The organism is Sphingobium sp. (assembly GCA_035196065.1).
Taxonomy (GTDB): Bacteria; Pseudomonadota; Alphaproteobacteria; order Sphingomonadales; family Sphingomonadaceae; genus Sphingorhabdus_B; species Sphingorhabdus_B rara.
In genome coordinates this window covers 2,595,139-2,614,251 of record CP136575.1, presented here as the reverse complement: position 1 = coordinate 2,614,251, position 19,113 = coordinate 2,595,139, and the positions used below count along the sequence as shown (strand labels likewise).

At 58.3% G+C, this 19,113-nt stretch carries 16 protein-coding genes; 11 read left to right on the top strand and 5 right to left on the bottom strand.

The annotated features are described in order from the left end of the window. Positions 1–79 precede the first annotated feature (79 nt). Positions 80–598 (bottom strand): helix-turn-helix domain-containing protein, encoded by a 519-nt coding sequence (locus RSE16_12555; protein ID WRH75530.1) that lies wholly within the window; start codon positions 596–598, stop codon positions 80–82. A 180-nt stretch (positions 599–778) separates the two neighbouring features. On the opposite strand from RSE16_12555, the gene RSE16_12550 reads away from it, so the two are divergent. Both RSE16_12550 and RSE16_12545 read left to right on the top strand, forming a co-directional pair. Further along, entirely contained in the window at positions 779–1,138 is a 360-nt protein-coding gene (locus tag RSE16_12550; GenBank protein WRH75529.1) for a hypothetical protein, read from the top strand. 287 nt (positions 1,139–1,425) lie between these two features. Next, positions 1,426–3,516, top strand: coding sequence for a bifunctional (p)ppGpp synthetase/guanosine-3',5'-bis(diphosphate) 3'-pyrophosphohydrolase (locus RSE16_12545; GenBank protein WRH75528.1), 2,091 nt, complete (start codon positions 1,426–1,428; stop codon positions 3,514–3,516). Here RSE16_12545 and RSE16_12540 read toward each other — a convergent pair. Continuing rightward, positions 3,513–3,947: a hypothetical protein gene (locus tag RSE16_12540; GenBank protein ID WRH75527.1), complete on the bottom strand. Its 435-nt coding sequence runs from the start codon at positions 3,945–3,947 to the stop codon at positions 3,513–3,515. The two genes, RSE16_12545 and RSE16_12540, sit on opposite strands and share 4 nt — an antisense overlap. Positions 3,948–4,144: 197 nt before the next feature. Between RSE16_12540 and RSE16_12535 the strand changes: the two genes are divergently transcribed. Then, positions 4,145–7,444 (top strand): amidohydrolase family protein, encoded by a 3,300-nt coding sequence (locus tag RSE16_12535; protein ID WRH75526.1) that lies wholly within the window; start codon positions 4,145–4,147, stop codon positions 7,442–7,444. Positions 7,445–7,480: 36 nt separating this feature from the next. On the opposite strand, the gene cobS is transcribed toward RSE16_12535, so the two are convergent. From cobS to RSE16_12520, 3 genes are read right to left on the bottom strand one after another with little or no spacing between them, the layout of a single operon-like run. Beyond that, the gene (cobS, locus tag RSE16_12530; protein WRH75525.1) at positions 7,481–8,473 is read right to left on the bottom strand and encodes a cobaltochelatase subunit CobS; all 993 of its coding nucleotides are present in this window, start codon (positions 8,471–8,473) and stop codon (positions 7,481–7,483) included. 29 nt (positions 8,474–8,502) lie between these two features. Beyond that, positions 8,503–9,111: a DnaJ domain-containing protein gene (locus RSE16_12525; GenBank protein WRH75524.1), complete on the bottom strand. Its 609-nt coding sequence runs from the start codon at positions 9,109–9,111 to the stop codon at positions 8,503–8,505. Then, positions 9,112–9,603 (bottom strand): hypothetical protein, encoded by a 492-nt coding sequence (locus RSE16_12520; protein WRH75523.1) that lies wholly within the window; start codon positions 9,601–9,603, stop codon positions 9,112–9,114. A gap of 58 nt (positions 9,604–9,661) precedes the next feature. Here RSE16_12520 and RSE16_12515 point away from each other — a divergent pair, with 58 nt between their 5' ends. The 8 genes from RSE16_12515 to RSE16_12480 all read left to right on the top strand — a co-directional run bounded on the left by RSE16_12515 (position 9,662) and on the right by RSE16_12480 (position 19,095). Then, positions 9,662–9,943 carry a BolA family protein gene (locus RSE16_12515; GenBank protein ID WRH75522.1) on the top strand — a complete coding sequence of 94 codons (282 nt, stop codon included), beginning with the start codon at positions 9,662–9,664 and terminating at the stop codon, positions 9,941–9,943. Positions 9,944–10,176: 233 nt separating this feature from the next. After that, on the top strand, positions 10,177–11,085 hold the full coding sequence (locus RSE16_12510; GenBank protein WRH75521.1) for an alpha/beta hydrolase: 909 nt from the start codon (positions 10,177–10,179) through the stop codon (positions 11,083–11,085). Between the two features lie 101 nt (positions 11,086–11,186). Further along, a complete protein-coding gene (gene hisG, locus RSE16_12505) occupies positions 11,187–11,837 on the top strand; it encodes an ATP phosphoribosyltransferase (GenBank protein WRH75520.1) in 651 nt (216 codons plus the stop codon). Beyond that, positions 11,830–13,119 (top strand): histidinol dehydrogenase, encoded by a 1,290-nt coding sequence (gene hisD / locus RSE16_12500; protein WRH75519.1) that lies wholly within the window; start codon positions 11,830–11,832, stop codon positions 13,117–13,119. The genes hisG and hisD overlap by 8 nt, the downstream gene beginning before the upstream one ends. A 10-nt stretch (positions 13,120–13,129) precedes the next feature. Beyond that, positions 13,130–13,567 (top strand): transcription antitermination factor NusB, encoded by a 438-nt coding sequence (nusB, locus tag RSE16_12495; protein ID WRH75518.1) that lies wholly within the window; start codon positions 13,130–13,132, stop codon positions 13,565–13,567. Positions 13,568–13,664: 97 nt separating this feature from the next. Next, complete coding sequence (gene thiL / locus RSE16_12490; GenBank protein WRH75517.1) at positions 13,665–14,582, top strand: thiamine-phosphate kinase; 918 nt, start codon at positions 13,665–13,667, stop codon at positions 14,580–14,582. 135 nt (positions 14,583–14,717) lie between these two features. Then, positions 14,718–16,814: a sodium-translocating pyrophosphatase gene (locus RSE16_12485; GenBank protein WRH75516.1), complete on the top strand. Its 2,097-nt coding sequence runs from the start codon at positions 14,718–14,720 to the stop codon at positions 16,812–16,814. 190 nt (positions 16,815–17,004) lie between these two features. Continuing rightward, a complete protein-coding gene (locus tag RSE16_12480) occupies positions 17,005–19,095 on the top strand; it encodes a prolyl oligopeptidase family serine peptidase (GenBank protein ID WRH75515.1) in 2,091 nt (696 codons plus the stop codon). Positions 19,096–19,113: the final 18 nt, after the last annotated feature.

The following is a 19,113-nucleotide window of genomic DNA, read 5'->3' as shown; positions in this document are numbered from 1 at the left end:
CAATCGCTCTCGAATTTTACCCGTCATAACAGATTCGCAAGAAAATTTCAATGTTGCATTGCGATATGCAACTGACGGTTCAGGCAGAGCCGAGTTTGCGAACCTTGCTGCGTTCCTCTGGCGTGATCTCTGTCGCCTTGGCAGACACTTCGGAAGCATCGATCCAGCACAGATCCATATTATTCAAAATACGGTCGTCATGACTTCTGATCGCAACCTGCATGATCGGACGGCGATCGCGTTCATCGCACAATACCGGGTTAGATGGCACACCGGTTTCCCACCGTTCGCCCCATTGGCGCAGGGCGATCATCGTTGGCAGAAAATCGAGTCCCTTTGCGGTCAGTCGATATTCGACGCGGCGTCGATCATCGGGGCAGGGGTTGCGATGCAATATGCCCGCTTCGGTCAGGCGGGTCAGGCGGTTTGCCAATATGTTGCGGGCAATCCCGATCTCAGAAAGGAACTCTTCGAAATGGCGAACGCCGTTAAAGGCGGCCCGCAGGATCATGAAAGACCAACGCTCGCCAATCGCCTCAAGCGCGGCCGGAAGCCCGCAATTGGCGATCTCGTTTAGTGGCTCTCTCAATTTCCCCATGGGACGGTCCTAACGGGTCTGAATTTTTTTGCCAGACCAATATAAGTTTTCAGTTGCAACTTAATTTCTACCTAAGTAAGTAGTGATTCGCAACTGGTTTTCCAGGGGCCCAATCCGATAGCTGACTTTGATATGGGTCGGCACGGGGCGGAAACAAGATCCAGATCAAGGATAATGAAAATGACCCTCTCCCAAACTTCCACGCGCTTTGGCGCGCTCGTTACCGCTGTCGCAACCAGCGCAGTTCTTCTTTTCGCTGCACCGCAGGCGCACGCCCAGTCGGCCGCTGGCCGCTATTATACTGTTGAGCTGGCCCAGCCCGCTGCAACCAGCAAGGCTGTCGTTCGCGGTGTTGTGTTCCAGTGCAACGGCACCACCTGCCGTGCGCCGCTGACCAGCTCTGCTCCGCGCAATGTTTGCGCCAGCGTCGCCCGCGAGTTCGGCGAAGTCACCAGCTTCACGGCAGGCGACCGTGCACTTGATGCGTCGGCCATCGATGGCTGCAACAGCAAGAAAAAAGTGATCATCGCCAAGGATTGATCGCCACAATCCGGGGGGCTGATCGGCCACGCTTCCTGAATTCAACGGTCCCGGGGATAGCCCGGTGAACCGCAAAGGCCGAGAATGATTTGCGCCGGTGCGCGCCTGCTGCCTCCTCTCCCCCTGTGCAGCAAGGTGCCACCGGCGTTTTTCATTCAACCTTGCCGCAGGCAGCGGCTGCCATTCTTGCTTCTCCGTCCGATGGGGCCGGCACATCGACCAAAGCATTTGCCGCAATCGAAATTTTTATGTTGCATCGCGGTGTAAATCCCACATCTAGGAAACCCATGATGCGGCAATATGAACTTGTTGAACGGGTGCGCGCCTATGCACCGGATGTCGATGAAGATCGGCTCAACAAGGCTTATGTCTTCACCGTCCAGATGCACGGCACGCAAAAGCGTGCGTCGGGCGATCCTTATTTCAGCCATCCGGTAGAGGTTGCCGGGCTGATGACGGATCTGAAGATGGATGAAGACACGATCATCACCGCGCTGCTGCACGATACGGTCGAAGATACGCTGACCAGTATCGAGGATGTCGAAAGCAAGTTCGGCCCTGAGGTTGCGCGCCTTGTAGATGGCGTTACCAAATTATCGAAGATCGAGGCGCAGACCGACGATGAACGCGCAGCCGAGAATCTGCGTAAATTCCTGCTCGCCATTTCGGATGACATACGCGTGCTTTTGGTCAAGCTGGCTGACCGGCTGCACAATATGCGCACGCTGCATTTCATCAAAAGCCCGGATAAGCGGCGGCGGATCGCGCGCGAAACGATGGATATTTATGCGCCGCTGGCAGAACGCATCGGCATGTATGAATATATGCATGAAATGCAGTTGCTTGCTTTCGAGCAGTTGGAGCCAGAAGCCTATAAGACGATCACCAGCCGGCTGGCGCAGATCCGTGAAAATGGCGACAAGCTGATCGAGGAAATCAACCAGTCCATTGCCGGTTCGATGGAGCGCGCCGGAATAAAGGCGCGGGTTTCGGGGCGGGAAAAGCATCCCTATTCCATCTGGAAGAAGATGCAGGAACGCCATGTCGCGTTCGATCAATTGTCCGATATCAACGCTTTTCGCGTGATCGTTGATGATGTGGAATCCTGTTATCGCGCGCTGGGCGTACTGCACCGGCGCTGGCAGATGGTGCCCGGCCGCTTCAAGGATTTCATTTCGACGCCAAAACGCAATGGCTATCGCTCGCTGCATACCACGATCATGTTCGCGCAGAATATGCGCGTCGAAGTCCAAATCCGCAGCGCAGATATGCATCGCGCCGCCGAATATGGGCTGGCGGCACATTGGGCTTACAAGCAGGAAGATGTGCCCGATGGGCAGGCCGGCTGGCTGCGTGACCTGCTAGAGATTCTGGAAACCAGCCACGATCCTGAAGAGCTGCTCGAAAACACGCGGATGGCGATGTATCAGGATCGCATCTTCGCGTTCACGCCCAAGGGCGCGCTGCATCAATTGCCCAAGGGATCAACACCGGTTGATTTCGCTTATGCGGTGCATACCGATCTGGGCGACCGTGCCGTGGGGGCAAAGGTCAATGGCCGCCACGTGCCGCTGCGGACATTGCTCAACAATGGCGACATGGTCGAAATCCTTTCGAGCAAGGCGCACCGGCCCGAACCTGCCTGGCTGAATTTTGTTGCGACGGGTAAGGCCCGGGCCGCAATCCGCCGCCATGTGCGCCATCGCGAACGCGGCGAAATGGTGCAGCTTGGCCGGCAATTGTTCGAAGATATCTCTGCACGCGTGCCCGGCCGGATCGGTGCAAAGGCGATTAAGGCCGCGCTTGGCCGGTTGAAACTTCCCAGTGATGACGAACTGATGCTGGCGATCGGATCGGGCAAGCTTACCGATCGCGATGTGATGCAGGCACTGGTGCCGGGCTTTGATCCTGGTGAAGACACCGATTGGCCAACCCCGGAACGGGTCATTTCCATTCGTGGCCTTACGCCGGGCGTAGCGTTTGAACTGGGCGAATGCTGCCATCCAGTGCCCGGCGACCGCATCGTCGGTATCCGTCGCGTCGATCAGCCGGTTGAGGTCCACACGATCCACTGCGCGCGGCTGGACAGCATCACCGATGCCGATTGGGTTGATCTCAGTTGGGGGCAGGGCAGCGATGGCGGCGCTGCGCGGTTGCGTGTGATCATTCATAACCGCCCCGGCATGCTCGCCGAAATGGCCGGGATATTCGGCTATCACAAGGCCAATATCATCAATCTGCGCCTGACCGCGCGCGACGCCAGCTTCCACACATTCGAGGCGGATCTGGAGGTACATGACCTTCAGCACCTGATGCGTATCCTGTCCGCCCTGCGCGCATCGGATGCCGTGGCGCAGGCAGATCGGGTGTTCGGTTAATTGCCGACAGTCACGCGGCCGCGCCGCGCGATATAGCCTCTCTCGGCCATTTCCTTGCGATAGTCAGACCGGGCGTCGCGCAGTTCGCGATGATATTCGGCCCAAGCCTCACGTTCATCCTGCGCCGTTTTTGCCCGGCGCAAATCCTTGCGCAGTTCAATCTCGGCTTCCTCGATATCCGAACGGTAATCATACCAGTAATTGTTGCGAACGCCTGCAATCGGCCTTTCAAGGACCTGTGCATGAACATGCGGGGAAGGGTGAGCCTGCGCCACTTTCGAAAATAATAGCAGCGCTGCGGTTGCTGCACCGACAAGCACCAAGCCGATGGCAAAGCGGCGTTTCCACGAAACCGCCGGTGGTCCGATGATCAGCGGCTCATGCCGCCGCGATGGCCTTTTGGTGTGCCCTTCACGAAAAACCCCTACCATTAGCGACCTCCATCGCCCCCGCAGTTGCACCTTTCCCGCCCGTGTCAGGCCACGAGTGGCGTCTAAAGATTGCTGTGCGATGAATGAGGGTGGGTGTCATGCGACGGGGCGTGATGGTTGTTCGTCGAAACGATCCATGGCGGCGGATTGACTCATGCCCTGACGCGTCGGATAGCGGGCAGACAGGAGGATTTTACATGAAGCTGCATCTCTTTTCGGCCTCGCACCTTGCGCTTGCCGGCGTTTGTCTTGGTGCCCTTGCGGCCGTGCCGCTGTCCGCACAGGACAAGGGCGAAGACGCGAAATGGGATGTCAATGCGCCTCCCGGCCTCACCATTCGTGAAGTCCCTATCGCAGTGGACGAAGGCACATGGATGAATGTCGATGTCAGCCCCGATGGAAAATCGGTCGCGTTTGACCTGTTGGGTGACATCTATGTCATGCCAATTTCGGGCGGCACGCCAAACCGCATCGCAGAGGGGCTTGCCTATGAAACGCAGCCGCGCTTTTCAGCCGATGGCAAGCGGATTGCATTCACGTCCGATCGGGGCGGTGGTGACAATATCTGGGTGATGAATGTCGATGGCAGTGACAAGCGCCAACTGACCAAAGAAGATTTCCGCCTCCTCAATCAGGCAAGCTGGAGCCCGAACGGCCAGTTCATTGCCGCAAAAAAGCATTTCACCACGCAACGCTCGCTCGGCACGGGAGAGGTTTGGCTATACCATATTTCGGGCGGGTCAGGCGTGCCTTTGGTGAAACGCCCCAATGAAACGCACCAAAAGGAATTAGGCGAACCGATTTTCGCACCCGATGGCAAGCATATCTATTTCACGCGCAATACGACATCGGGACCGATTTTCGAATATGCGCAGGATTCGAATAACCAGATTTTCGCGATCGAACGATATGATCTAGAAACTGGCGAGACCGAATTTGTCGTCGGCGGAGAGGGCGGCGCCGTGCGCCCGACGCCATCACCCGATGGGAAAAAGCTGGCCTATGTCCGGCGCGAGAAAACCCGTTCAAAACTCTATCTTCGTGATCTTGAAACCGGCGCAGACCGCAAGCTCTTCGATACGCTGGATCAGGATGTGCAAGAAACCTGGGCGGTCACCGGCGTTTACCCCAATATGGCCTGGACGCCGGATTCGGCAGCGCTCGTCTTTTGGGCGGGCGGCAAGCTGAACCGGCTTGATCTTGCCAGCGGCAAAAGCGCGATCATCCCTTTTCGCATAGAGGATAGCCGCGGCGTTATCGATCCGCCGCGCCCGCCGGTGGAGGTTGCGCCCGACAGTTTTGAAACGAAAATCCCGCGCGGCGCGGCGGTATCCCCCGATGGCAACCGGGTGGTATTCGAAACGCTTGGCAAATTGTGGGTGAAGGCAATGGCAGGGGGCGAACCGCGGCGCCTGACCAACGATGCCGATGCGATGGAGGCCTATCCCACATGGTCGCCCGACGGCAAAACGATAGCCTATGTCCGCTGGACCGACGCCGGTCTTGGCAGCATTCAGACTGTCGGTGCCAATGGTGGCGCCAGCCGCATCGTTACCAAGGCGGCCGGCCATTATGCGCGCCCGCGCTTTGCGCCTGATGGTAAAACCATCGTCTTTGAAAAAGGCAGCGGCGGCAATCTGGTCAGCCCGATTGCTTCGGCTGAACCCGGGCTTTACCGGGTGGCGATTGCTGGCGGCGAACCCGTCCGTTTCGCGCGCGATGGCGAAGCCCCGCATTTCGGTGCGGCGAACGACCGGATTTTCTTCACGACGAGCGACGGCAAGGGCGCGAAGCTGGTCAGCACAGATCTGGACGGAGAGGCGCGGCGTACCCATGCCGAAGGGGAAATGGTCAACGCCTATAGCGTGTCACCCGATGGCAGCCATTTTGCCTTCCGCCAGAATTACCAGGCCTATGTCATGCCCTTGATGCCCGGCACACAGACGGTGACGGCATCGCCTTCGGGTGGGCCGATGCCCGTCGCGAAAGCCAGTGGCGATGGCGCCGACTGGATCCACTGGTCCAATGGCGGCGCAAGGCTGCACTGGTCGCTCGGGCCGACACTGTTCACTGGCGAGCGTAGCGCGATGTTTGCGTCTGCCCCCTTGGCCAAGGATGCCAAGCCGACCAAGTTTGAATCGCCGAGAACTGGCGTTTCCCTCTCAATGCGCGTCAATGCCGACAAGCCGACCGGCACTGTCGCGCTGGTTGGCGCGCGGTTGGTCACCATGGCTTCGCCCGATGGCGGCGCGATCGAGGATGGCATTGTCCTGATTGAAAATAACCGGATCAAGGCGGTGGGTCGCCGGGGTGAAGTGACAATTCCCGCAGGTACACCAACCGTCGATGTCAGCGGCAAGACAATCATTCCCGGCCTGATCGATGCGCATGCCCATGGCCCTTATGGCGTCGATGAATATACGCCGCAGGCCAATTGGGCGGAGATGGTCAATCTCGCGCTTGGCGTGACCACCCGTCATGATCCGTCCAGCCGTTCGGCGCTGGTCTTCCCGGCGTTGGAAATGGTGCGTGCTGGCAAGATCATCGGCCCGCGCAGCTTTTCAACAGGCGAAATCGTCTATGGTGCGAAAAGCCCGCATGTTTATGCGCAGATTGACAGCAAGGCCGATGCGCTGGCGCATATCCGCCGGTTGAAGGCGCAGGGCGCGCACAGCATTAAAAATTACAACCAGCCCCGCCGTGACCAGCGCCAGCAGGTTGTAGCCGCCGCAATACAAGAGAATATGCGCTCGGTCGCCGAGGGTGGATCGCTGTTCGGTCTCGACATGACGCTGATCGCCGATGGCAACACCACGGTTGAGCATAATGTGCCGCTGGAAATCTTTTACCAGGATGTGCAGCAATTCTTCTCGCGGTCAAAGGTTGGATATACACCGACATTGGTTGTCACCTATGGTGGCCCGGCGGCTGACCCCTATTGGCGGGCGCACACCGATGTTTGGAAACAGCCTTTGCTGCAAAAGCATGTGCCCGAAAGCTTGCTCGTCGCGGCCAATGCCCGGCGGCCGATTGCGCCCGAAGACAATTATGTCGACGATGAAAGCGCGCGCGAAGCCGCCAAGCTGGCGCGGCTGGGCGTTCCGGTGGCCATTGGTGCGCATGGGCAGGAGCCCGGGATCGCCGCGCATTGGGAGCTTTGGTCGTTTGTCCGTGGCGGGATGACAACGGTCGAGGCATTGCGTGCCGGCACAATCGAATCTGCCCGGTCGCTGGGTTATGACAAGGATATTGGTTCGATCGAACCGGGCAAGCTTGCCGACCTCGTCATCCTTGACGCCGATCCGACGGCGGACATCCGCAATTCCGAAAAGATCGCCAAGGTGATGCTCAACGGCCGTCTCTATAATGCCGCAACGCTCAATGAGGAAGTGACCGGCAATCGCAAGCGGCCGGCTTATTGGTGGGAAGGCGCACAAGGCGGCGGTAGCGGCAGTGCCGGGATTGCCGGCGCGGCAGGCCATTCGCACGGCGACTGAGAAAAGCTATGGGCGAGGCCGTAAAGGCCTCGTCCATCATGCCTTGCGAACGACGCTCTCGGGAAGGTCTTTGCCGAAGACGCGCTGATAATATTCGGCGACTAGCATCCGTTCTGCCTCATCACATTTGTTGAGGAAGGACAGGCGGAAGGCGAAGCCCAGATCTTTGAAGATCGCGGTATTCTGCGCCCAGGTGATCACCGTGCGCGGGCTCATCACCGTCGAAATGTCGCCATTGATAAAGCCCTGGCGGGTCAGTTCGGCGACCTTCACCATATTGGCAACGTCCGCCGGATCGACGCCTTCGGCCTTGGCCAGAACGATCTCGCTTTCGACCTGTGCGGGCAGATAATTCAGCCCGACAACGATGTTCCAACGGTCCATCTGGCCCTGATTGATCTGCTGCGTGCCATGATAAAGGCCGCTAGTGTCGCCAAGGCCCACGGTATTGGCGGTCGCAAAGATGCGGAACCATGGGTTGGGCCGGATGACGCGGTTCTGGTCAAGCAGGGTCAGCTTGCCTTCGGTTTCGAGGACGCGCTGGATTACGAACATCACATCGGGGCGGCCGGCATCATATTCGTCGAACACCAGTGCGGTCGGTGTCTGCAATGCCCAGGGCAGCAGGCCTTCGCGGAATTCTGTCACCTGCACGCCGTCGCGCAGCACGATGGCATCGCGGCCGATCAGGTCGATACGGCTGATATGGGCATCCAGGTTGATGCGGATACATGGCCAGTTGAGCCGCGCTGCAACCTGCTCGATATGCGTCGATTTGCCTGTGCCATGATAGCCTTGCACCATCACGCGGCGGTTATGGGCAAAGCCTGCAAGAATGGCGAGCGTGGTGTCCGGGTCAAATACGTAGGAGGGGTCAAGATCGGGTACTCGTTCGTCCGCCTCGCTGAATGCCGGGCATTCCATGTCGATGTCGATGCCAAACATTTCGCGCACATTCACTGTCTTGTCGGGGGCCGAAAGAATGGTGGTGGAACGGCTGTCTGGCTGGATGTTCGGGATATCGGTCATGTCTTGGGTCTCGGAATAAATCTGCAAGGCTAGGCGAAGGCCGGTGCCGTCTTGAGGTGCGTATAAGCGGCAATCACATCTTGCAAAGCCTTTTCATGCGCCCTGTCGCCGCCATTCTTGTCGGGATGATATTTGCGTACCAGTCGCGAATAAGCCGAGCGCATGGCTTTGCGATCCGCATCATGGCCAAGCCCTAGCGTCTTTAACGCCTTTTTATCGTCGGCGGACAATATATGGCCGTTTGCGGTGGTCGCGGGGCGTGCATCTTCCATCCGCCCCTTGAAGCGCGCCGATATCGCATCGATTGGATCGCGGAAATCGGCCCAGCGCGGCGGCGAATCGACATTGCCATTTGCCCTGAAGGCGCGGGTTTCACTGGGCCAGACGTTCATCGGGCTTTGCGCCTTGGCGATTTCCTCCGCGCTCATCCCCTCAAACCAATCATAGCCTGCGTTGAATTCACGGACATGATCGAGGCAGAACCAGAGATAGTCACCCGGACCATTGGGTCCGGGCGGGCGACCATAGGGGTTAGGCGCGCGAAATTCACCGGCGCGCTGGCAGGTTGGATGTTGGCACTGACGCCGCGAACTGTGCATGCGGCCATGGAATCGGTCTGGATTGCGCGGGGCGGACATTCAAGCTGCCCAATGGAATTCAATGCGGCCATTTGCCCACTGGCTGCCGAGTTGCGTCAGTTCGTCGCGGATCGCCGCTATATGGCTGCTGCCCATCGGCGGCGGCGGTACATGCGAATATCCGCATGCCACTTCAATCGTTTCGAGCAGCATGCCATCCTCTGCCCCGCCACCCCACATATCAGCTTCGAAGCATTCGACGATGCGTTCGGCCTGCAACAGTTCCACGATCTGCGGTTCGGGAACTTGCGCGCGCTTTGCGCTTGCATGGCCCGCCATTTTCGCAATGTCGGCCAATTCTTCGGGATGCTGTCCCGCCGCCACCATGCCCCAGAAACCGCGTGCCAATCCGAGATGCTTTTCCACTGCAAAGTGGACAGCATCGTGCGGGAAAGGGCCTTTCTTTGGAAAACTGGTATCGGCGCAGGATCCATCATTCCGGATGATGCTGATCCGGTCGTCGCTGGTTCCCTTGATGATTGTCACGTCCATTTTTCGTCCGATATTCGTTGCTATGCTGCTTGTCGAAAGCTTTGTCACAACCTACCATATGACAATGAGCAAAGGCCCAATCCAGCGTGAAATGGAGGCACTGTTAGTAGCAGCCTTCACCCCAAATCATCTTACCGTGACCAACGACAGCGCAACACATCGCGGCCATAGCGGCGATGATGGGTCGGGCGAGAGCCACTTCACCGTTGAAATAGAAAGCAGCGCCTTTGCCGGGGTGAATCGCGTCCTGCGGCAGCGGATGGTGAACAAGGCGCTGGGCGACCTGCCTGGGGACAGGGTGCACGCCCTAGCCATCAAGGCGCGCGCACCGGGGGAGTGATCCGGCCCGGCCTGAAGTCGAGGTCGCACCCTCGTTACTCCGTTGCCGGCCGTAAGACTTAGTATGTGCTGATTATGTTAGTGTATCTGAATGTATTGATACCTAATTCTCAAGTGATGTTGACACAAAGTGGCATATAATGATTAATCCATACAATACCGATCATTCGATTTCGATTAATTATGCGTACCGCAGGTGTAATATTATTTGGAGTTAATGCGTTGTTACAATCCATGCGCCGTGTAAAGATTTCAACCGGTGTTGAACTTGATGTCGCTGTCCATGGCGATCCGGACAATCCGCCTATCGTGTTTCTTCATGGCTTTCCTGAATCGCACCGCACCTGGCGCCATCAACTGGCTGCACTTTCAGACCAATATTATTGTATCGCCCCTGATCAGCGGGGCTATCGCGGTTCATCAAAGCCTTCGGCGGTGTCCGCTTATTCGACCGACAAGCTGACGGCTGATATATTCGCGCTGGCCGATGCGTTCGGAATTGAGCAATTTACTATTGCCGGCCATGATTGGGGCGGCGCGGTCGCATGGAGCGTTGCCCTGAATGGCCAACCCGCCGGATTTCGACCGCAATGGGCCGGGCGAGTGACGCGCGCGATGATCGCAAATGCACCGCATCCCTGCATTTATCAGCGGGTTTTGATCAACGATCCGACGCAGCGGGCCTCGGCGCAATATATCCGCATGTTCCGCGATACCGCGATTGATTCGGTTATGGCGACGCGCGGGCTGTTTCCAGTCCTGCAAAAAGCGATGAATTGGGTAAAGCCGCCTGCGATGGAGCAGGAGGAATATGACGATTTGCGCGCTGGCTGGCAGCATCCCGATACCGCCTTTGGCATGATCAACTGGTATCGCGCCTCGCAAATGGTCGTGCCCGCAATCGGGGAGGTTTGCCCGGTGCCCGATTGGGCCGCCGCCGACTTCCCCAAGCTTGAAATTCCGACGCTGCTGGTCTGGGCCATGCAGGACAAGGCGCTTCCGCCTTCGAATATTGAGGGGATTGAGGCTTTTGTTCCTAATATCCAGATCGAACGGATTGAGGATTGCGGCCATTTTGTCACTTGGGAACAACCGCAGGCAGTGATCGCGGCTATGCGCGCCTTCCTTTCGCAAACCGGCTGACATTCTCGCCAACGGGCGTCTGCATCCTGCGCAGTGAAAGCAGCATCTTGTGCGTGCTACTCCTTGCCCTTGGCGCTTAGCGCTCGTAAAGCGCGCCGGTAATGACCGCACCGATCATCTTTGCCATTCCGAAAGGCCGGATCCTTGATGAAGCGCTGCCGCTGATGCAGGCGGCGGGCATCGACCCCGAACCCGCCTTTTTCGACAAGGACAGCCGCGCGCTGATGTTTGCCTGTACCGACCCTTCGGTGCAGGTTATCCGCGTGCGCGCCTTTGATGTGGCGACCTTCGTAGCCCATGGCGCAGCGCAGATCGGGATCGTCGGTTCCGATGTGATCGACGAATTTGATTATTCGGAGCTTTACGCCCCCGTCGACCTCGATATTGGCCATTGCCGCATCTCGGTTGCGGAGCCTGCTGAACTGGCCGCTAGCGACGATCCGCGATCATGGAGCCATGTCCGCGTTGCCACCAAATATCCCAATCTGACGCGCAAGCATTTTGCCGCCCGCGGCGTGCAGGCCGAATGCGTCAAGCTGAACGGCGCGATGGAGATCGCGCCGCTGCTTGGTCTGTCGAGCCGGATTGTCGATCTTGTCTCTTCCGGCAAAACGTTGAAGGAAAACGGGCTGGTCGAGGTTGAGACGATTGCGCAGGTTTCGGCGCGGCTTGTCGTTAATCGCGCCGCGTTCAAGACCGATGCCCGGATCGCGATGCTGGTGGAGAAATTCCGCGAGGCAGCCAATGCTTAGACTGTCGAGCAGCGACGCAGATTTTGATCGGAAATTTGACGCGCTCGTCAATGCCCGACGTGAAACCGATGCGGATGTTTCTGCGATCGTTACGGCGACGATCCGTGATGTGCGCTCCCGCGGCGATGTTGCCCTGCTCGAATTGACCCAGCGCTTTGACGGCTTCAGCCTTGCCGAACAGGGCTGGCAGATTTCGGCGGAAGATTGCGCAGCCGCCTTTGCTGCACTGGAGCCTGCGTTACGCGATGCGCTGGAACTCGCAGCCGAACGTATTCGCGCCTATCATGCTGCACAATTGCCCGAAGATCGCGATTATCGCGACGCGGCTGGTGTGCGTCTTGGTGCGCGCTGGAGCGCGGTCGATGCAGCGGGTGTCTATGTGCCGGGCGGCCGTGCCGCCTATCCGTCGTCGCTGCTGATGAACGTTATTCCCGCCAAGGTTGCAGGCGTGGAACGGATCGTGATGGTCACGCCGACGCCGAACGGGCAGGTGAATCCGACAGTGATGGCCGCCGCGCATCTTGCCGGCGTGGATGAGATTTGGCGGCTTGGCGGCGCACAGGCGATTGCCGCGCTGGCACATGGCAGTGAACGCATTGCGCCGGTCGATGTGATCACCGGCCCGGGCAATGCTTTTGTGGCAGAGGCAAAGCGCCAGCTATACGGCCAGGTCGGGATCGACATGGTGGCCGGGCCGTCCGAAATTGTTGTCGTTGCTGATGCGGCCAATGATCCTGAATGGATTGCGGCCGACCTTTTGAGTCAGGCTGAACATGATCCGACAAGCCAGTCGGTGCTGTTCACCGATGACGCCGCGTTTGCCGATGCGGTTGCGGCGGCTGTGACGACCCAGTTGACCCAGTTGGCAACGACAAAGGTAGCAACTGAAAGCTGGCAGACAAATGGCGCGATCATTGTCTGCGAAAGCCTTGATGCGGCAATGCCATTGGTGAACCGCCTCGCGGCCGAACATGTCGAGCTTGCCGTTGACGATGACCGTGCAGAGGCGCTGTTCGGTTTGATCCGCCATGCTGGCTCGGTTTTCCTCGGCCGGATGACACCAGAGGCGATCGGCGATTATGTCGCTGGCCCTAATCACGTGCTTCCCACAGGTCGGCGCGCCCGCTTTTCATCGGGCCTGTCTGTGCTCGATTTCATGAAGCGTACCAGTTTCATTGCGCTGGATCGCGGCGCGATGAAGGCTATTGGCCCGGCGGCGGTTGCGCTTGCCGAGGCAGAAGGCCTTCCCGCGCATGCCGCAAGCGTCAAAGTCAGATTATGAAAGTCATATCATGAGCAAGGCCCGTTCCGCCGCCCGCCTCGCCGCTGTGCAGGCGCTATATCAGATGGACATGGAGAATATCGGCCTTGCCCGATTGCTCGATGAATTTCATGCGCACCGGCTGGGCGCTGAAATTGAGGATGCCGTCTATACCGAGGCCGAGCAGAGCTTTTTCGATGACATTGTCAGCAGCGTCCATGCCCGGCGTACGGAAATCGATGCGCTGATCGAATCGAAACTGGGCGAACAGTGGAAGATTGGTCGTCTGGACAAGACGATGCTGCAATTGCTGCGCGCCGGCACCTATGAAATCATAGCACGCCCTGACGTGCCAACTGCAACCGTGATCGACGAATATCTTGATGTAGCCCATGCGTTTTTCGACGACAAAGATGCGAAGTTCGTCAATGGCCTGCTCGATGCGGTGGCGAAGGAAAAAAGGGCCTAAGTCCCTTCATTCGCCAATATTGTGTCATCGCTGATCAGAACCGTGGGCCACAGATTCGCGCTTTGGCTGAAACGAAAACCAGCGCTACAAGCATGATATGACCACGGAATCCGTTTTCATCCAGATGATGCGCGCTATCGCGACCGATCCCGCTGCGCGCGATTTGCGGGATGACGCGGCGGTGATTGAATTGGGCGGGGAAAGCCTGATCCTGACGCATGACATGATGGCAGAAGGCGTCCACTGGCTGCAATCTGCCGATCCCACCGATATCGCCTGGAAATTGGTCGCGGTGAACCTTTCCGATCTTGCAGCAAAAGGTGCCCGGCCCTTGGGCGTGTTGCTCGGCTTCATGCTGGGCGACAGTGATTGGGACCGCCGCTTTGCAGAGGGGCTGGGGCAGGTGCTGCGGCAATATGGCGTGCCTTTGCTTGGCGGTGATACCGTTTCCAACCGGGGCGACAAGCGCGCCGTCGGGCTGACTGCCATTGGTGCGGCGACCTTCCGGCCAGTGCCCTCGCGCGGTGGTGCACAGCCAGGCGATCTATTGTGTGTTACCGGTGTGTTGGGCGACGCGCTTGCCGGTTTTGAATTGATCGAGGCAGGCTTTGATCCGCCGCCCGCGCTGGCCGCTGCCTATAATCGCCCGGTGCCCCGCATCGATGATGGCAAGGCGCTCGCGCCGAATGTCACGGCGATGATGGATGTATCCGATGGTCTGCTGATCGATGTAGAACGTATCGCCACCGCTAGCGGCGTTGCAATCGAGATTGATCTGGCAAAAATTCCCTTGAGTGAAGACTATCGCGCCTGTCGCGGCGAAAATCGCGACAGCCGCTTGCAGGCGGCAAGCTGGGGCGATGATTACCAGCTGCTCTTTACCATTTCTGCTGACATTGAGCTCCCCGTTGCGGCGACGATTATCGGCCAGGTAGGCGAGGGCAGCGGCATCTCACTCCTTCATGCAGGGGCTGCGCTCCCGCTGCCGCCTTCGCTGGGTTATCAACATCATTGAAGCTATCGCAGATTTCTGCGGCTTTTAAGGGTTGCCTAAGCCTGCATTCCACAGCATAGCTGGCCGGCTTGCGGTTGGGCGCCCGTGCGAACGTCCGCAACTTTGATATAGAGATACAAGGGGGAAGGAGACTCCATGTCTTTGACATTAATCGCAATTATTTGCGGTGTCTTGGCCGTAATCTACGGCTTCGTCACCAGCCGCCAGGTGCTGGGCGCCTCGGCAGGCAATGAAAAAATGCAAGAAATCGCAGCTGCCATTCAAGAAGGCGCACAGGCCTATCTGGGCCGCCAGTATCGCACCATCGCCATTGTTGGTGTGGTCGTTGCTGTGCTTGTTGCCGCGTTCCTGGGCGTCATTCCGACCATCGGCTTCGTCATCGGCGCCGTGCTTTCCGGTGTTGCCGGTTATATCGGGATGAACATCTCGGTGCGTGCGAACGTGCGTACGGCAGCTGCTGCGCAGACCGGCCTGCAGGCTGGCCTGACCATGGCGTTCCGTGCGGGTGCGATCACCGGCATGCTTGTCGCTGGCCTCGCCTTGCTCGCGATTGCCGTGTTCTTCTGGTATTTGACCGATATCGCCATGATGGAACCGAACAGCCGCGCCGTTGTCGACGCTCTGGTTGCTTTGGCATTTGGCGCATCGCTCATCTCGATCTTCGCCCGTCTCGGCGGTGGTATCTTCACCAAGGCTGCAGATGTCGGCGCCGACCTTGTTGGCAAGGTCGAAGCAGGCATTCCGGAAGACGATCCACGCAACCCGGCAGTTATCGCCGACAATGTCGGTGACAATGTCGGTGACTGCGCCGGTATGGCTGCGGACTTGTTCGAAACCTATGTCGTCACCGTTGGCGCAACGATGGTCCTCATCGCGCTTCTGGTGAAGGGCGTAACCGACAGTGCGTTGCTGATGAACCTGATGAGCCTCCCGCTCCTCATTGGCGGTGTGTGTGTCGTAACCTCGATCATCGGTACCTATTTCGTCCGTCTGGGCGGCGGCACCAATGTCATGGGTGCGATGTACAAGGGCTTCCTTGTTACCGCGGTTCTTTCGGTTCCAGCGATCTGGTTCTCGATCAGCTATGCTATGGGCGGCATGGAAACGGATGTGGGCGGTTTCACCGGCCGCACGCTGTTCTACTGCTCGCTGCTCGGCCTGATCATCACCGGCCTGATCATCTGGATCACCGAATATTATACCGGCACCAACTATCGTCCGGTACGGTCGATCGCCAAGGCGTCGGAAACGGGCCATGGCACCAACGTCATTCAGGGTCTGGCTATCAGCCTTGAATCGACCGCCATGCCGACCATCGTGATCTGCGCTGGCATCATCATCGCTTACCAGCTGGCTGGCGTTATCGGGATTGCCTTTGCGGCAACCGCGATGCTTGCACTGGCCGGTATGGTCGTGGCACTCGATGCCTATGGTCCGGTGACGGACAATGCGGGCGGTATCGCCGAAATGGCCGGTCTGGACGACAGCGTTCGTGAAAAGACTGACCTTCTCGATGCCGTTGGCAACACCACCAAGGCCGTGACCAAGGGCTATGCCATCGGTTCGGCAGGTCTTGCCGCACTGGTGCTGTTCGCCGCTTACACGACCGACCTTCGCGAGTTCTTCCCGAACCTGACGGTCAATTTCAGCCTCGAAAACCCCTATGTCATCGTCGGGCTCCTGCTCGGCGCGCTCCTGCCGTACCTCTTCGGTGCGATGGGCATGACCGCTGTGGGTCGTGCGGCTGGCGAAGTGGTGAAGGACGTGCGTGACCAGTTCGCAAACGATCCGGGCATCATGACCTTCAAGTCAAAGCCGAACTATGCGCGTACGGTTGACCTGGTGACCAAGGCGGCGATCAAGGAAATGATCATTCCGTCGCTGTTGCCGGTCCTCGCGCCGATTGCGGTCTATTTCATCATCACGGCTGTTGCAGGCCAGGCAGAGGGCTTTGCCGCTCTCGGTGCGCTCCTGCTCGGTGTGATCGTGGGCGGTCTGTTCGTTGCCATCTCGATGACCTCGGGTGGTGGCGCATGGGATAATGCCAAGAAATATATCGAAGACGGCCATCATGGCGGCAAGGGCAGCGAAGCCCATAAAGCTGCGGTGACGGGCGACACGGTTGGCGATCCTTACAAGGATACGGCTGGTCCTGCCGTCAACCCGATGATCAAGATCACCAACATCGTTGCCCTGTTGCTGCTTGCAGCGCTGGCACATGGCGCTGTCTGATCGCATCGGCGACGCCTAGAAAATCAAGACCCCGTCGGAGCGATCCGGCGGGGTTTTTCTTTGTCTCGACCCTAGGAAAAATGCCGCGTTGCACTTCGTCGAATTTCACGGCGAAACGATGAGAGTCTGGTTGTTTCGTTGTGACGATACACTATAACCAAAAAGAGAAATTTAAGCTGGGGAGCTATTGATGCGAATGTCTAAATTGGCGGGTTTGCTGTTGTCGGCCGCCACCCTTTCGGTGTCCTTGTCTGTGCCCGTATCGGCCAATGGTGGTGATGCCGGCCAAGGTGCAGAAGCGAAGGATGCGATCGTCGTAAACGGTCTGCGTGGCCGCGCCGAAACCGCTGTTTTTGGCAAGCGCCCGTTCATGCGCTCGCCACGCCTTTCGCCTGACGGCACCAAGATTGCAGTGATGATGTCGCGCAACGGCGTCGATAATCTGGGCTGGATCGACCTCAACAAGCCTGGTTCTGCGCCAACCTTTTTCCTTGCCGCTGAAGAACAGCGCGAAGTGGGTGACCGCTCGGTTGCAAGCTGGCGCTGGGTGGGCAACCGCACGATCGTCTATACGCTGACCTCGCGCGAAAATATCAACGGCAGCCGCATCGATATGGCGCGGCTGGTCGGCTATGATGTCGAAACCGGCAAGATGACGCCGCTGGCCTGGGACGAGACCGGTGCAAACGGCGCACGCATCATGTATATCGACGATGCCAAGGAAACCCTTCTCGTCCAGCGCGACAGCATCAAGGATGGCGTTGACTATGAAGGCAATCCCGAGGTGATCGAGGTTGATGCCCGCACCGGCAAATACAAGACCGTGCAGCGTTCAAACGTCCTCGTCGGCAGCTGGCTGGTTGATGGCAAGGGTGTCGTTCGCGCAGGTCTTGGCGGCGATGGCAGCAGCGGTAAGCAGCGCCTGATGTATCGCTCCGGCCCGAACGATACGTTCAAGACGGTTTCAAACGAGGCGGATCCGACCTTTACCGGTACACAGATCGTTCCCGAAATCTTCCTCGACGAACCGGACATGGCCTATGCCACGAGCAACAAGGATGGGTTCCGCAAGGTTTACAAGATCAACGTCCGCACCATGGAGGTCGTTGGCGAGCCTGTGTTTGGTATCAAGGGCTATGACGTTGATAACCTGATTGCTACCGAAGACGACAATAATCTGGCGGGTGTTGCCTATACGACGACAAAGGAGCGGACCCGTTGGTTTGATCCCCGTCTTGCAGCAGTGCAAAAGTTTATGGATGAGGATTTCGGCCGCAGCAATGTGCGCGTGGTCTCATCCAATGATGGCGATACCAAGCTGGTCCTTTTTAAGGGCAAGCCCAATGAGCCCGGCGGCTATTTTCTCTATGATACCGAAAGCGGCAAGATGCAGCTGCTGGGTTGGTTCCACCCGATCCTGAAGGATGCCGAACTCAACCCGACCGATTCCATCCGCTACAAGGCGTCGGACGGTATGGAGATTGAGGCAGTCGTCACCTATCCGCGCAATCGCCCGCATCGCAAGAATCTGCCGGTGATTGTGATGCCGCATGGCGGCCCGTTCGGCGTGCGCGATCAGGAGGAATTCGGCTTCTTCCCCTGGCATCAGGCGATGGCCGAACTCGGCTATGTCGTGATCCAGCCCAACTATCGTGGTTCAGGCGGTTATGGGAAGGATTTCGTCAAGGAAGGGCGCAAGCCCAATGGTTATGGCCTGCGCATGCAGGATGATCTCAACGATGCGGTCACCTGGTTTGCCAATAGCGGCCTGATCGACAAGGATCGCGCCTGCATCATGGGTTGGTCCTATGGCGGTTATGCCACTGCGCGCGGCGCGCAGCGCGATCCCAATGTCTGGAAATGCGCTATTGCCGGTGCCGGCGTCTATGATTTCCCGATGATGAAGGCGTTTGATACCCGCACCTTCGGTTCATTCGGTGCGAATTTCCAGGCGACGTCAGACGACCTCATTGGCATTTCTTCGGCGCGCAACACCGACGGGCCTTGGTCGCCGATCCTTATCGTTGCCGGTCTGCGCGATGCCCGTATTCCGATCGAACAGTCGCGCACGCTGGTTTCGCGGTTGAAGGGTTCGGGCAAGAAGGAAGGCGTCGATTTCCGTTATGTCGAACAGCCCAAAGGCACGCACAACCTGCCTTATGAAGATGTTCACATCGAATGGCTGGTAGAGGCGGAAAATTGGGCGCGCCGGTTCAACCCGGCCTATATCGCCACCGATCCGGACAAGGAACCTGCAGTGACCGTCAAGGTCAACGGCTGAGGCGATAACGCCCCATGA

Bases quoted from the DNA above. Each gene is read 5' to 3' on its own strand.
- RSE16_12555 (WRH75530.1), bottom strand. From the start codon at position 598: ATGGGGAAATTGAGAGAGCCACTAAACGAGATCGCCAATTGCGGGCTT.
- RSE16_12550 (WRH75529.1), top strand. From the start codon at position 779: ATGACCCTCTCCCAAACTTCCACGCGCTTTGGCGCGCTCGTTACCGCT.
- RSE16_12545 (WRH75528.1), top strand. From the start codon at position 1,426: ATGATGCGGCAATATGAACTTGTTGAACGGGTGCGCGCCTATGCACCG.
- RSE16_12540 (WRH75527.1), bottom strand. From the start codon at position 3,947: ATGGTAGGGGTTTTTCGTGAAGGGCACACCAAAAGGCCATCGCGGCGG.
- RSE16_12535 (WRH75526.1), top strand. From the start codon at position 4,145: ATGAAGCTGCATCTCTTTTCGGCCTCGCACCTTGCGCTTGCCGGCGTT.
- cobS (WRH75525.1), bottom strand. From the start codon at position 8,473: ATGACCGATATCCCGAACATCCAGCCAGACAGCCGTTCCACCACCATT.
- RSE16_12525 (WRH75524.1), bottom strand. From the start codon at position 9,111: ATGTCCGCCCCGCGCAATCCAGACCGATTCCATGGCCGCATGCACAGT.
- RSE16_12520 (WRH75523.1), bottom strand. From the start codon at position 9,603: ATGGACGTGACAATCATCAAGGGAACCAGCGACGACCGGATCAGCATC.
- RSE16_12515 (WRH75522.1), top strand. From the start codon at position 9,662: ATGACAATGAGCAAAGGCCCAATCCAGCGTGAAATGGAGGCACTGTTA.
- RSE16_12510 (WRH75521.1), top strand. From the start codon at position 10,177: ATGCGCCGTGTAAAGATTTCAACCGGTGTTGAACTTGATGTCGCTGTC.
- hisG (WRH75520.1), top strand. From the start codon at position 11,187: ATGACCGCACCGATCATCTTTGCCATTCCGAAAGGCCGGATCCTTGAT.
- hisD (WRH75519.1), top strand. From the start codon at position 11,830: ATGCTTAGACTGTCGAGCAGCGACGCAGATTTTGATCGGAAATTTGAC.
- nusB (WRH75518.1), top strand. From the start codon at position 13,130: ATGAGCAAGGCCCGTTCCGCCGCCCGCCTCGCCGCTGTGCAGGCGCTA.
- thiL (WRH75517.1), top strand. From the start codon at position 13,665: ATGACCACGGAATCCGTTTTCATCCAGATGATGCGCGCTATCGCGACC.
- RSE16_12485 (WRH75516.1), top strand. From the start codon at position 14,718: ATGTCTTTGACATTAATCGCAATTATTTGCGGTGTCTTGGCCGTAATC.
- RSE16_12480 (WRH75515.1), top strand. From the start codon at position 17,005: ATGCGAATGTCTAAATTGGCGGGTTTGCTGTTGTCGGCCGCCACCCTT.